Genomic DNA, 14,983 nt, shown 5'->3' on the forward strand with positions numbered 1-14,983 from the left:
TGGATGATAGAATTTAGCGTATCTGAAAATCAAGTAGGCCAAAAACTTATTCAATTAGTTAAAAAATTGCTTTTGAATTTCAATTACAACGAAATTCAAAAGCTTTTTCGTAATAAAAAAATTAAGGTCAATAATAAGGCTGAATCACAAAAATATTTGCTGGCTTTAGGTGACAAAGTTTTAATTTTTAACTCTAAAAAAGAAGTTCAAAATCAAAAAAAGATACCTAAAATAAAGACAAATTTAAAAATAATTTATCAAGACTCAAACATTTTAATTGTTGAAAAACCTAAAGATTTACAAGTTCATGGCGGTAATAACAACCTTGATTTGGCCGTTTGAAATTATTTAAAAATAGAAAAAACCGACGTTTTTATGCCCTCGCATGTGGGCCGTCTTGATAAAAAAACATCTGGAATTATTTTATACGGACTTAATTATAAAAGTGTTGTTGAACTTAATAAAAAGCAGAAATTTTTTGAGAAAATTTATACCTTTGAATCAAAAATAAAACTAAAAAAACCTATAAAAACCGATCTTTTTATAAGGAAAGACGATCTTAATCAAAGAATGGAAGTTTGTAAAAATGAAGTAGGATGTCACCTTATTTCTACAACATTCTTTTATAAAAACAACAGAAATTTTGCGATTTTACACACTGGCAAAAAACATCAAATCCGACTAACTTTATCACATTTAGGTTTCCCGATTTTTGGCGATGAAAAATACAACGGCGAGCAAAAAAGTCGCTTATTTTTGCACTCATTTTCTTTAAAATTCAATAATTTAGACGGATTTTTATCTTATTTAAACGGAAAAAAATTTGTCTCAAAACCAGAATGATGAAAACTATAGATTTTCGTTATTTTTTATCTAAAATTCAAATTAAACCCTAATTTCTAGTATAATTTTACATTTAATATAAATTAAAATAACAAAATTGGAGGCAAAATGGATAGAGAAAAAATAATCAAACTTGCAAAATCGTTGTATTTTGTTCCTAGTGAAAAAGTAATTGAAACCGTTTTACAAGAAAAAGATGAAATGCTAAATAGAATTAATTTTTTGCATACTTTTGATACAAAAGATGTTCCTAGCTTGGAAAAAATCAACTCTTTTCCAAAAGGAATTGAAATTTTATTCGATGACGAGCCAAATTTTTCTGATTTTAGATCTCAACTTTTTACAAATTCAGTCCACGTAAGTCAAAATGAAATTATAACCAAAAAGGTGATTGATGACTAAATTTGAACTAGATATAAATCAGGCAACTGAAAAATTAAAAAAAGATGAAAATAATGCTGTTTTTTCTTTTTTTGAACAAAAAAATCAAAAAAAGGGAATATTGTCAGGCATGTTTTTTAGCATAAAATCAAATTTTGCCACCGTCGAAGGAGTTTCGCATGGCTCATCAAATTCGCTTATTAATTTTAGACCTGGATATAATTCAACAGTTTTTCAAAAATTAATCGATCAAGGAGCCCAGCCATTAATTAAGGTTTATAATGACGAATTAGGACTAGGTGGTAAAGGTCTTTTTTCTTTTTTTGGTAAAATTTTAAATCCACTTGACAAAACTAAACTAGTTGGTGGATCATCATCAGGAAGTGCGGCAACAATTGATTCTGTCCATTTCGCAATCGGCTCAGACACCGGTGATTCAATAAGAAGACCGGCTAGTTTTGTTGGAAAAGTCGGTTTTAAACCCTCATATGGGGCTGTTTCTCGTCATGGTTTGTTTGCTTATGCAACTTCTCTTGACACGGTCGCTTGACTTACTCATAATGTTAGTGATTCGATTTTGGTTTCTCAAACAGTTTTTGGTCAAGATAAAAACGACTTAACTTCTGTTGAAGTACAAGTTCAAAAAGTTGAAAAAACTAAGCCAAAAAAAGTTTTATTCTGAAATTTTGATAACGAAATTGAACCTTATGTTAAAGAAAAACTCTATAAATTAGAACATATTTTACAATCTGAGGGTGTTTTGGTTGAAAACATCATTCCAGATTTAAATTTGCTAAAAACAATTTTACCAGTTTATGAAATTATCTCTTACTCAGAAGCTACTTCAAATTTGTCGGCAATAAACGGTTTAACTTTTGGAAATACGGACAAAAATCTAAAATGAGAAGATATTTTCTTAAAAACAAGGACAGACGGATTTGGCTTTATGCTCCAAAAAAGACTTATTTGAGGATCTTTTTTTCTTGAACAGAAAAATCAAGAACATTTTTTTATTAAAGCAAAAAAAATAAGAACCCTAATTAAAAATTATTATGAATCACTTTTGAATCAGTTTGATGTTGTGCTTTTCCCTGCTTTTTATGGCGTTGCGCCTGATGTTTTTGGAAAAAACAGTGAAAAAAGTGACAAAATTACGAATTTTATACTTGCAATTTCTAATTTGGTCGGCAACCCTTCAATAACAATCCCATTAGGAAAACACAAAAATTTACCTTTTAATCTAGCCATTGACTCAAAAATTAACTCTGATGCAAGTTTATTAGGTTTTTCACTTTATATTGAAGAAAAAATAGGTGACATTAATGTTGAATAATAAATATTTAGTAACTATTGGGGTTGAAATTCACTTAGAACTTAATACAAAGGCAAAAATGTTCTCAGATTCGCCAAATTCAAGTGGTCAACCTAATAAATTTTTTAATCTTTTTGATTTAGGTTATCTTGGAACATTGCCAAAAATAAATAAAAAAGCTGTCGAAAAAGCAATAATTTTAGCAAAATCCTTAAAAATGGAAATTCCATCAATATTAGCTTTTGACCGGAAAAATTATTTTTACCCTGATTTGCCAAAAGGTTTTCAAATTACCCAGCAATTTTATCCAATTGGAAAAAATGGTTCAATAAATGTTGGCGATTTTTCTGTTTTAATTGAAAGAATTCACCTTGAAGAAGATACGGCCAAGCAAATTCATAAAGAAAATCAAACATTTTTTGACTATAATCGCTGTGGCGTTCCTTTAATTGAAATAGTGACTCAGCCGATGCTAGATTCTGCCGAAAAAGCTGCTCAATATGTTGATGAAATCAGAAAATTAGCTTTATTTTTAGGTATTTCTGATGCAAAACTAGAAAATGGTTCGCTCCGGGCTGACATAAACATTTCAGTTCGTGAAAAAAATCAGCCATTTTTTAACCCAAAAGTTGAAATTAAAAACATAAATTCAATTTCTAACATCCAAAAAGCTGCCCAACTTGAAATTGAAGAGCAAATTAATACTTACGAAAAAGGTCAAAAAGTTTCGCAGGTCACTAAAAAATTTAACGATAAACTAATAAAAAATCAAACATTACGAACCAAAACGGATGCCATAGATTATAAATATTTCCCCGAACCAAATTTGCCTTATATTGAATTAACAAAAGAATTTATCGACTCTATCCAAGTCCCACTTAGCCCTTTAGAAATCCAAAAAAAGCTCGAAAAACACGGTGTTTCTACATTTTATATTAATCAAATTTTAAATAATTTTGAATTTTGAACTTTTTTAAAAAATTCAAATCCAGAAAACTGAACCCAAAGTGTAAAATTATTTTTTGCTGAAATAGTTCCAATTATTAACAAAAACGGTTTTGACCAGCTCTATATTGACTCTGATTTTTTTGGAAATTCAGTCAAAAAATTGTTAGATAGTAAAATAACTAACAGTGAATTCCGTCAAATAATTGAAATAAAAAATAACCAACCTAACTTAGATCTTGATAGCATTATAAAAACAATTTTTGAAAAAAAATTATCTGATGATGAAATTAAAAGTCTTTTGACTGAACTTGCTAGTGAGGAAATTAGCCAAATTGAGCAAAATAAAAATAATAAAGAAAAATTATTTAAAATTCTGATAGGTAAATTAATCAAAAAAACAAAAGGAAATGCCGATCCTAAAAAAGTAAATCTAATTTTGACTGAATGGATAAAAAATCTTTAAAAATAAAACCATTTTTAAATGGATTTTTTTGTCTAAAATTTCATATAAACATAAAAAAAATAGCGATTTATGATATAATTATGTATCTATACACAAAAATAAAAAAGGAGAAAGGATGCCCGAAAAAAACAAAAATTCACTAATATTAGCATTGACCGCCGTTGGTGGTGTTGCTATTTTTGCAACAACAGTTGGACTTGTAACTCGAATTCGCTATACAGGAGAAAATCCGCGAGCTGAGTTAGAAAATTTAGTTTCTCGAATCCAAAATGTTGCCTTTAAATCCGATGTCTTTGATGATTCTACCACATACAGTCAAATAAAAGCACAACTTTTTGACAACAGTGGAAAATTATTAGCTGGCACAGATTTAAATAAATTTATATCTTTTTACACACAAGTTAACTCCCAATTACGCAAATTTGAACCAACTTTTGCACCAAATAAACCATTTTTAGAATTTATTGATTTAATTCCGAACGATAATGATCAAAGTTTTGAGCTTCGTTTTCGTGCAAAGCACCAAATCGATAACAATCGCACAGCATTTTCAACAATTATTTCTAAAAAAGTTTCATTTGCACAACGTTCACAATTTGCTCTTGCCGAATTTAATTCCAATTTAGAAAAAATTACTAAAAGTTTCAAAGAAAACATCCAAAATTTAAGAAGAACAGATTTTAGTTCTAGTTTTTCAAGTCCAAATTTAACTGATCAAAAAATCGCATCCTTAACTCGTGTTGAGGATTTTGCCGCCGATATTAATAGAGCCGGAACTCAACTTGAGGCAGTTGAAAAAATAGCTCAATATTTCCCTGATTTTCAAAAAATAATTAACGAGTTAAATTTTGATCAAAATAATTCTTTCCCTTTCAAACAAGGAACAATTTATAATTTTAGTTTAGAAAAACATCCTGGAACAAATAATTTTATTTCAGTTGATTCAAATTCAGTTCCAAGTTTTTTAGTTAAAGCTGAATTAACTGATGATGCAAAATTTGAACTTAAAAATTTTAATATCGAAGACGCTCAACTACTTGAAAAAATTGATTTAGTTCCCCAACCTAGTTCAAGTTCTAACTCAAGTCAAGATGCAAATAATGAAGCAAGAACCACCGAATCTGGTGAAAAACAGGCAAAACAAGCAACTTATTTTGCTGATTTAGATGATATTTTATCTAAAATTTCAATCAGAAAATTAAATTTTCTTGATTTTAAAATTGCTCCAGGACAAATTGCACAAACCCCTGCAAACGTTACAGTTAATTCATCTTCCCCATCAACTTCTGAGTCATTACCTCAACTTCAGCAAGTAAATTCAGTCCAATTATTCCAAGAACAAGCGCAAGGACAACAAGACGGACAACAACAAAACGGAGAGCAAACCCAAGGGCAAAACGAAAGCCAAACACAAACTGAAGGACAAGGAACTGAAGGTACCCAACCCCAAACCGAATCCTCAGGACAACCTTCTTCTCCTGAACCAAAACCCCAAGGTTTTGAGCAATTTGTTAACAAACTTGCCGTTAATTCAACTACTTCGTTAGACTTTTTAGAAACACTAAACAGAGATCTTTATAAATCAAATCAAACTCGATCTGAATCTGTTGTAAAAGCAATCAATGATAATTTTTTAATAAAACCAATTTCTCTTGATTTTGGTGAACTTTCTCCATATTTTTCACAAAGAAAAGTATCAGGAGTTGATTTTTATCTTGATATTAATCATGCAAAGGCAACCTCAAATACTCTTGAAATTCCGGTAAATATTAACCTTTATTCAAGTTTTTTTGGCGACAACAATCCTAAACTATTAAAATCAAAAAGAGAAATTTTTGAAATAAAATATTTCAAAGAAAAAGCTGCAACAACTGGCGTAACTCATCAACTTGACAAAAATCGTCAAGAATTTTACTTTATTAATTCCTTACCAGATAATTCTCCTCAACTTCAACAAGTTCAGGTTTCTACTACTTCGCCAAGTCAGCCTAGAATTCATGAAGAAAAAATTGTAACCGCAACTTCATTTATTTCTAAAACTGAACTAGAAAAATTAATTGGAACTGATAGTCAAAAATCTGAAGAATTAAAGCAAATTTTATCAAATAAGTTCCAGTATGGATATGATTTTACTCCTCATGAAGCAATGCTAAAATCATGAACAGGAAATCAAAAATTCCCTAAATTACATGATTTTCTTGATTTTCAATCTGATGATCAAACAGGATCACCTTTTAAAATTAAATCTTTAAAATCTAACAAATTTTTCACAAACGAGCATGATGTTGCTGCTTTTTATGCTTATTTATTAAGTATGGAGCCAACTGAAATTTTAGAATATCTTTTTGAAATTGCAAAATCAGCAAACCTAATTGATCCTAATGAAAAAATAAATATAACAGACATTAAAGAAGGTAACATTTTTAAAACCGCAAGTGATATAAAATTTAAGTCTGAATCTGACATTATGGGTCTAGATTTTAATGGTCATGTTAAAACTTTTGGCAGAAGAGGTTGAATTTCTAACTTATTTTTACCAAAAACCATTGCTAGTCAATTTAAAAATGACCATGATGATGACAAAATTTTTGAGAAACTTAACAAAATAAGTCCGGCAACAATCCGACAAGGTTCTTCAGGAACCACCTCAACAGGAACAACTGATGATATCTACAAAGATATTCGCGAAAAGACTAAGAAAATTAATGAAAGTAGTAACACTTCAGGTTCAGGAACCGGAACCTTAATACAAGTTTCAACTAACGCCGGTCAAACTCAGGAATCCGTTAAACCTGTTGAAGAATTAGTGAAGAGTTTTTATTCAACAAAAACAGAAAAACTGACAAATTTAAAAGATTTATTACTTGCGTTTTATGTTAAAGCTAAAGAACTTAATAATTTTAGAGCTTGAGCAAAGGTTGATTCAGATTTAGATTATCAAATAGTTTTTGAAAAACAAACTGGTGTAGCAAATTATTCGACAACAGAAACCGATATTCCAAGCGGATCTGAAGGGTACAATCTTACTTATTATTACAAAATCTTCAATAAACAAACTAAGACTGAAGAATATCAAAGTCCCAAAACAGCTTTAAAAATTTTGGTTTTTACAAATGATCAAAGACAATCTGGAGAAATAAAAACCCTAAATAAAGCAGTTTTAAGTATCCCACCTTCTTATTCTTTGCTTCAATATCAAGCAGCTGAATTTGACAAAATAGCTGCTGCCCAAACTAGCGGTCAAGTTTCACAAAAAGCTTTTGAAAATACAAAAGAATTTAAAGAAATTCAAGAAATTATTAAAAAATATGATCCAACTTTAACTCTTAGTGTTAAATCTGAAACAAAAGATGTTTTTCATCCTGATACAACAAAAATAGTTCTCCTTGAAGTTACCAAAAATGCTCAAAGTGAACCTGGATCTACTGAAAACACATCCCAAACTAGTGAAAAATCTCAACTTAATTTCCAAATTAGAATTCAAAAACTTCCAGAACCACCTAAACCAAGTACTCCAGAAACAACCGAACCAGCCGCTTCAGAAACAACAAGTCCACCAACTTCAGAAACTACTTCAAGTGATTCAGAACCAAGTTCAACAACTACAACAAGTTCATCAACTGAAACCACTACTCAACAAACTAGTACTAGTTCATAATTTTTTAGAAAGTAGAAAAAGATGCTTAATAAAATAAACAAAATAAAAAATGCGAAAACAATAATTTCAACAGGTTTTTCAATTACAGCAATTCTTACAACAATTGTTGCAGTTCCGATTGGTCTAACAATTTTTGAGCGTTCATATAGTTCACAAATTTTTGGAAATGTTGATAAAAATCAGGTTGTGGATCTAAAAACTCAGACAACTTTTAGCGAAGAAGATTTCATTAATGCTCTTAATAATCTAAAATTGCATGATCAATATAAAAATTTATCAGCAAAAACAGCGCTTGCTTTAGCTAACAATCCTTCATATGCTTTCAATTTTTTAAAAGCATATGATTTTAGCCCAATTACTAAGCACAATTTCCGTGTAGTTTTAGATATTGAAAAAGCAACTGCTTCTGGTAGCGAAGTAAAAAATGTTGTAGTTTATGCTCATTCAGATCAATTCAAACTTACTTATTCAAAACAAACTGATCTTAAAGGTTTTGCTCAAAGCGATAAAGCTGATGGAGATTTAGTTGGGTTCCAAATTGATCTTGAAAAATCAAAATTAGAACTTTCTGCAACAAAAAGTTCTAATTTAACAGCTTCTGAAGTTGCTTTTAAACTGGATAATGATTTTCAAGCTTCATATAAAATATCACGCTCAAAAACTCAAGCATTTTCTAATGCTTTATTTCAAAATGGCTTAACTTATAATTTGGTCAACACTTTAGGTTTACCAACAATTTTGGAAAAAGGTTATGTTTTGTCCCCAAAAACAGTTGAAAACCAAAAAGCTAAACAAGAAAAAATTGTTATGATAGGTGAGTCAGACACCAAAAGAGTTGATAGCTTGATGAATGTTAAAAACTTGGTTTTCAAAAATCATGACGATAAAGCAGGAACTCTTTCAATTTCTTTTGAATTAATTGACCCAACCGGAAAAATTGTCAAAGAATTTGACTTTCCAATTTTAGGAATTAAAAAATTAAGTGCTGATGTCAAAAGTGTCGAGCAACAAATTCTTTCACAATTTAGTGATGTAATTCAATTAAAACCTTTTGTTCAACTTGCACTTGTTAAAGATAATCTAAGTTTGGCTCAAACTATTTACAAAACCGATAATAACCCCGTTAATCTCGCCAAAGTCTTGAGCAGAATTACGCAAAACTCTCAACAAAATGGACGACATAATCAAGTTTCAACCCAACTTTTCCAAGATTCGGGGCAAAATTCACAAGCTACAACCGAAAAAGTTCAAATTAACCCTCAGGATTTTAATTCTTTTTTTGATTGAAAATTAAATACAATCCAAATTCCTGGACTTGAAGGCTATATTGTTGAAATTAATTCAATTGGTTTAGCGCAAAATTTATCTCAAGAGCAAAAAGATAAACTTTTAAAGGAAAACAAAGTTTCTTTTGAAGTTGATTTTCAAATAAAAAAACAACTAAATATTGAAGCTCCTTACCTTGAAAGTGAATTTGTTAAGTCAAATTATCCACAAGTTCTTGAATCTTCACTTGCCACATTAGGAAAAGGAAGTAATTCTAAATTTGTTTTAGTTGATCTTGGTTCTTCAAAATCTAATTTTGAAGTTCAACTCGATTATGATGAAAATCAGCGAAAACTTTTAAATTCCGCTTTACAACGAAATTCACAAATTGACTTTTCAAATTTAGACAAGATTGATTTTCAAGATCCAAAAGTTCAAAACTTTAATCCTCTAGCTAGAACTTTTGAATTCAAAGAAAATCCTAATGGTCCAAAATTAACTTTAGAATACGTTAAATCTCTAGTTTCAGAAGTTGTTGAAGATGCTAAACAACAAAAAACATTTGATGAAGTTGCTAGAAAACTTTATTTTTTAGATCACGGAGTCCAACCAGAGGATGTTGCTAAATTAGATGCATACAAACAAAAATATTCAGCAATGTTTCCTCAACCTGAGAAAAAATCTGAAGAAAAAGTAGAAAAACCAGCAGAAAATCAACCTTCAAATTCAGATCAAGCTTCAACCACACCTCCAGCCTCTTCTCAACCTCCGGCTTCAACAGAAGGAAATTCCCAACCAGCAACTGATGGATCAACAGGCGCTGGCGGCTCTGCAGCAACAGGCTCCGCCGCTCCCGCAACTCCTGTGCAAGCTTCTGCTTTTCAGGATTCACCTCAAGAGACACCAACCCAAACCCAAACACCTGAAAAAACTGAAACTATAGATGGTTTAGGTATTAAACTTTGGTCATTTTTACAAAAATCTAACTATCCAGAATTAGAAAATTCTGATATTTCTTATGAAGTTGTTAAAAATTCTAGCAACCAAATTGATGTAGTTATGAGTTTTAATCCAAAAACAACTGGAGAAACTACAGCAAAACCAGCAAAATTAATTTTTTCAATTCAAAATCTTGAAGATAATCAGTCTTATGATTATTTAGTTAAATATAATCCACTAGTTCTTTTTGATTTTAGAAAAAATCAAAAAACTGAAAATGGAACCATTTCAAAAATCTCGTCATTAAATCGAACTGATATTGAAATTGAACTAAATAGTAAAATGAACGAAGAAACAGAAGAGGATGCGGAAGAACAAGTTTCAATGTCAACTTCAGTTTCAATGCCGGTTGCGGAAACAACTCAAACTAGCGAAGCTACCGCTACAACACCTTCAACCCCTGTTCAAAACACCGCCAATCCACAAGATGGAATCGTACTAAAAAAACCTGTAATTTTAGGAAATGGTAGCCAACCAGCTCTTAAAAATGGTGTGGTAATGTTAGCTTTTAGTCTAAAAAACATTACTAAAAACAAAAAAACTCATTTACTTTCATCTAAGGATGGTAAAGGTTTATTTATTTCAAAACTTAATTTTAATAATAAAGAGACTTTAGTAATTGGTTTAGACCAAAATGGTTCTCAAGCAGCCTCAGGTGAAATGGCCATCCCAATAGTTGGTCTAATTTCTGGTGTTCAAGGTAATGCAGCAGGACTTTTCGAAATTAAAGATAACCTGTCTAAACTTGAAAAAAGTAACATAGCACCATTAGATTTTGATGTTTTTTCTCAAAAAAATATCAACCTAACTAATCAAAACGCTAATTTTGATTTACTTAAAGAAGATGACTTATTATTTTTAACTATTTCTAAAAAAGATACTAATTACACATTTACTTTAAGTTCTTCTCGTAACCCACTTTCTCAAAAAATCGTATCTAATTTAAATTTAGAAGACACAAATCCTGGATTATTTAATGGCCACCTTGATTGAAGTTATTTAGGTCCAAACCCAGCAGACAAATCTGGTTCTACAGTAACTGTTCGTGGTTTAGCAATTTATGATTCTGTGGATCTTGCAGACCAAGAGTCAATCTCTCAAGTTCTTACAAATGCATTTATTAAGGAACTAACTAGTTAGTTTTCCTGCCTGTAAAAAAAAAAAAAAAAATATTTTGCACAAAAATTTTTTTTGTGATATAATTATAAACATAACAGTAACAATAGCAAAAGGGATCACCTGAACCCATTCCGAACTCAGTAGTTAAGCCTTTTTACGCCGACGATACTAGAAATAGGAAAATAGGGAGTTACTGTTTTTTTATTTTCTTGAATAAATAAAAAAACCGTTAAAATAACAAAAAACCATTAAAAATAGCCAAAAAAGAGTTAAATTATGACTTTCAGTCAACAAGCAAAACTTGAAATTTTAGCAAATCGACTAACTCGACCAAAATTTAATTCCTTAGTTAAAGGTTTAATTTTTTCATCATCACTAGATGATGATCCAAGCTATTTTATACTAAGAATTAACAAAAATGAAATTAATTCTCGATTAATTGAAATTTTTCGAAAATTTCAATTAAATTTTTCAGAAACTAAGAAAAACAAAAATTGGATCTGTATTGAGAGAAAATTAATTAAAATTGATAAAACACCTGAAAATATCCAATATTTTTTTGCCGGACTTTTCATAGGCGGAGGTTCGATTTCACCCTTAGGGTCAAAATCTTACCACCTTGAAATTTCATTTTTAGATAAATCAAAATGTGAAAAAGTTTTAAATATTTTGCGCCAAAATCAATTAGAATTCACTTTTAAGCAAATTTTTTACCAGAACCGCTTAAAAATTTACTTAAAAAAAGTTAATGAAATAATTTATTTTTTAATGGCTATCGGCGCACTTGAACAAGCTTCAAGATTAGAAATTTTGAGAATTGAACGTGATCATTATCTTAATGCAAACCGAATCACAAATTTTGACATAAAAAATGCCAAAAAAATAAGTGAATCATCGACAAACTTTATTAAAAAATGAAAATTAATTCAAGAAAACAATTTAACATCGAAATTTAGCGACCAAGAATTAATTTTTTTCGAGATCCGTCAAAAAAATCCTGAATTAAGTTTACAAGAAATTTGTAAAATTCTAAAAAAAGAGTATAATATTATTAGAACAAAAGCAGGCCTAAACTATTGGCTTGTTAAATCTAATAAAATTTTAGAAAAAGGAGTGAAAAATGCACAATAATATTTTTTTTGACCGCAAAGATTATCGTGCTTATAGCCGAGCGGATGAAGCTACAAAAAAATTAACAAATAAATTGTTGTCTTTTTCCATTATGTGATTAGGTATAGCAATTTTACTTGTTGGTTTAATTACGTTTGCAATTTTATCAATAGACTCATTATTTGCTATTTATTTAAGAATGGTTGCCGGTATTACATCAAGGTTTACTGGACTTTTAATATTTTTTCTTTTACTTATTGTAGTAAATTTTGGGTTGTCATATTATATAAATAGATGAGCATTAGCCGATAACCCGCCAACAATTGTTCTTGTTTTGCTCTATTTTGTTTTTGTATTGGCTAATTCTTTCCTTATTCCGCTGATCTTCGCTAGTCAAATAGCCTTAGGACAAGGTAACTATGTAATGATAGCAATTGGTGGCGCTGGTGGTATAATGGCCCTAATTGGAATTTTAGGTTATTTCCAAGTTATCAATTTTGGTAAACTTCTACCTTTAATTTTGATTGGTGTTTTTATTGAATTAATTCTTTTATTTGTTTCCTATTTTGTTTTTTCTTCATTTGTAGAAACCTTATACTCATTTGTCGCTATTACAGTTACATTAGGAATGATCGGATATGAGTTTTGAATTATCAGAAATCAATCATCTGTAATTTTGACCCATTACAATAGTGAAACAGAAATTAAACGTGTTTTTTTAAGATTGGGAATCGCAAATGCACTTGGTTTATATATTTCTTTCCTTCGTTTAGTCATTCAAATATTAAGACTTTTGAGCAGACGTTAAAATATATAATTTAGCTCTATTTTCAAATATTTTTTAAGGATTTTATGCAAAAAACAGTAATTTTAGTTGACATTGAGATTGAGAAAGGGTCAAATATCAAATATGAAATTGATCCCAAAACTAAAAAATTAGTTGTTGATAGAATTCTTCATGGCGATTTTGTTTATCCAGCTAACTATGGGAGCATTCCTGAGACACTAGATTGAGACGGGGATCCATTAGATGTTTTAGTTTATTCTAGCCAAAAATTTTTACCCGGATCACAACTAAATGCTAGAATTTTAGGTGCCCTTGAAATGATAGATGACGGCGAGATAGACACAAAATTAATTGCAGTTCATGATGATGACTATCGTTTAGATCATATTAATTCAATGGACGGTCTACCTCAAGAGTGATTAGATTCAATTCATTATTTTTTTAGCAATTATAAAAATTGAAAACGTCCCGGAATTACAAAAGTCTCAAAATTTATCTCTCTTGACGAGGCGATTAAAGAATTTGAAACATGCACTAAACTTTATGAAGATTTTCATCATTATTCAAAAGAAGATTTTCTTAAAACAATGCAAGAAAAATTCCCAGAAAAATATCAAAAATAATCAAAAAACGTTTTTTTGTCAACATGCAAAAAAATGTTTTTTTTTATGTTATAATAACAAAACAACAAAAAAACATTATTAAAATTTTAGAGGAGAATATGAAAACTAAGTGAAACAAGTTTTTAAAACTAGGTCTAGTTTTTCCAGTTTCTGTAATTGGAATTATTGCTAGTTGTGGTCATAATAACGGAGATAAAACTCCTGGTTCAGGACAAACACAAAACATTACTGATGTTTCCAAAATTTCTAATTTAGTTTCATCCCGTAAAGATGAAATAAGTGCAGCAAAATCAGATCCTTCCAAACATTTTGCAATGAATATCGCAATTGTAACAGCTGATGGAACTGTTACTGACAAATCTTTTAATCAGTCAAGTTGAGAAGCGATTCAACAAATGGCTGCAATAACAGGTGCGGAAATTACCGCGGTTGATAGTAGTACTGACACTTTATCACAAAAATATAATTCCTTAATTAACACAAATAAAAATATTTGAGTTCTTTCTGGATTTCAACACACTGATGCTCTAAAAACTTGACTTGCTGTTCCAGAAAATAAACAATCATTTACTAGTAAAAAAATCATTGTTATTGGAATTGACTTATCTGGTTTGGATGATGTAATTCCACAAGGTCAATACATCGGTTTAAATTATAAAACTGAAGAAGCAGGATATCTTGCAGGTTATGCAAATGCAGCATTTTTAGCCGCTAAATATCCAAATGATGCAAACAAACGTTCTGCAATAACCGTAGGTGGTGGAGCTTTTGCCGCTGTTACTGACTTTATTGCTGGATATTTGACCGGAATTAAAGCATATAATGCCGCAAATCCTACCAAAAAAACTAAAATTACCGCTGATACAATCAAATTAGATACAAATTTTGCTGTCAATGCAACAAGCAAACAAACACTTGAAGGTTTAGCGGCAAATGGTTCTCCTTCAACATTGCTAGCAGTGGCTGGCCCACTAACAGGAATTTTTGCAGATATTGCTGCAGGAGATCATGACCGTTTTTTAATAGGGGTTGATACTGATCAGTCACTTGTTTATACAAATGCGCGAAGAAGATTTTTCACATCAATTTTGAAAAATTTAGGATATTCACTTTTTTCAGTTCTTGCCGATCTATATACTAAAAAATCAAGTTCAAAATATTTAGGCGGATTTGTTCAATCTCAAAAAAATGCATTTGTAAAACTTGGATATAAGGATAAATTTGTGGACATTGCCGATTCAACCCTACCAGATTCAGATAAAACTTTAGCCGATAAAGCAATCGAAGATGCAAAAAAACATTTTGACCAAAAAACAGCAAACTCAACCGATATTCGTAAAACATTAGCCATTCCAGAGATGGACAAAGATCAACAAACTCGAATTAATAAGCTTGTTTCTGAAATTAATAAATAATTTCAGTGCTTTTTAAGCCCAAGAAAAAATCCAGGCTATTTTGTCTGGATTTTTTAATT

Annotated in this window: 10 protein-coding genes and 1 rRNA gene; all 11 read left to right on the forward strand. The window is 30.1% G+C overall.

The genetic code is table 4. The annotated features are described in order from the left end of the window. Nucleotides 1–3 precede the first annotated feature (3 nt). The 11 genes from U3G01_RS00075 (at nt 4) to U3G01_RS00125 (ending at nt 14,924) form a co-directional block, all read left to right on the forward strand. Nucleotides 4–855, forward strand: a complete 852-nt coding sequence (locus U3G01_RS00075) for a pseudouridine synthase family protein (protein WP_255031051.1) — start codon at nt 4–6, stop codon at nt 853–855. A 96-nt stretch (nt 856–951) separates the two neighbouring features. Beyond that, a complete protein-coding gene (locus U3G01_RS00080) occupies nt 952–1,245 on the forward strand; it encodes a glutamyl-tRNA amidotransferase (protein ID WP_255031049.1) in 294 nt (97 codons plus the stop codon). Continuing rightward, nucleotides 1,238–2,557: an amidase family protein gene (locus U3G01_RS00085; protein ID WP_255031048.1), complete on the forward strand. Its 1,320-nt coding sequence runs from the start codon at nt 1,238–1,240 to the stop codon at nt 2,555–2,557. Before U3G01_RS00080 ends, U3G01_RS00085 begins: the two co-directional genes overlap by 8 nt. Then, nucleotides 2,547–3,947 carry an Asp-tRNA(Asn)/Glu-tRNA(Gln) amidotransferase subunit GatB gene (gene gatB, locus U3G01_RS00090; protein ID WP_255031042.1) on the forward strand — a complete coding sequence of 467 codons (1,401 nt, stop codon included), beginning with the start codon at nt 2,547–2,549 and terminating at the stop codon, nt 3,945–3,947. The genes U3G01_RS00085 and gatB overlap by 11 nt, the downstream gene beginning before the upstream one ends. A 115-nt stretch (nt 3,948–4,062) precedes the next feature. Continuing rightward, nucleotides 4,063–7,605 carry a P97 family adhesin gene (locus U3G01_RS00095; RefSeq protein WP_255031041.1) on the forward strand — a complete coding sequence of 1,181 codons (3,543 nt, stop codon included), beginning with the start codon at nt 4,063–4,065 and terminating at the stop codon, nt 7,603–7,605. A gap of 21 nt (nt 7,606–7,626) precedes the next feature. Next, nucleotides 7,627–11,010 carry a P110/LppT family adhesin N-terminal domain gene (locus U3G01_RS00100; protein ID WP_255031040.1) on the forward strand — a complete coding sequence of 1,128 codons (3,384 nt, stop codon included), beginning with the start codon at nt 7,627–7,629 and terminating at the stop codon, nt 11,008–11,010. Between the two features lie 72 nt (nt 11,011–11,082). After that, a 5S ribosomal RNA gene (gene rrf / locus U3G01_RS00105) occupies nt 11,083–11,188 on the forward strand. A gap of 77 nt (nt 11,189–11,265) precedes the next feature. Then, a complete protein-coding gene (gene whiA / locus U3G01_RS00110) occupies nt 11,266–12,120 on the forward strand; it encodes a DNA-binding protein WhiA (RefSeq protein ID WP_255031039.1) in 855 nt (284 codons plus the stop codon). Beyond that, complete coding sequence (locus U3G01_RS00115; protein WP_255031038.1) at nt 12,110–12,907, forward strand: MAG0110 family membrane protein; 798 nt, start codon at nt 12,110–12,112, stop codon at nt 12,905–12,907. The genes whiA and U3G01_RS00115 overlap by 11 nt, the downstream gene beginning before the upstream one ends. Before the next feature lie 44 nt (nt 12,908–12,951). Next, nucleotides 12,952–13,509, forward strand: a complete 558-nt coding sequence (locus tag U3G01_RS00120; RefSeq protein ID WP_255031037.1) for an inorganic diphosphatase — start codon at nt 12,952–12,954, stop codon at nt 13,507–13,509. A gap of 98 nt (nt 13,510–13,607) precedes the next feature. Continuing rightward, entirely contained in the window at nt 13,608–14,924 is a 1,317-nt protein-coding gene (locus tag U3G01_RS00125; protein WP_255031035.1) for a BMP family ABC transporter substrate-binding protein, read from the forward strand. Nucleotides 14,925–14,983: the final 59 nt, after the last annotated feature.

The sequence above is a fragment of the Mesomycoplasma ovipneumoniae genome, from assembly GCF_035918255.1.
Taxonomy (GTDB): domain Bacteria; phylum Bacillota_I; class Bacilli_A; order Mycoplasmatales; family Metamycoplasmataceae; genus Mesomycoplasma; species Mesomycoplasma ovipneumoniae_A.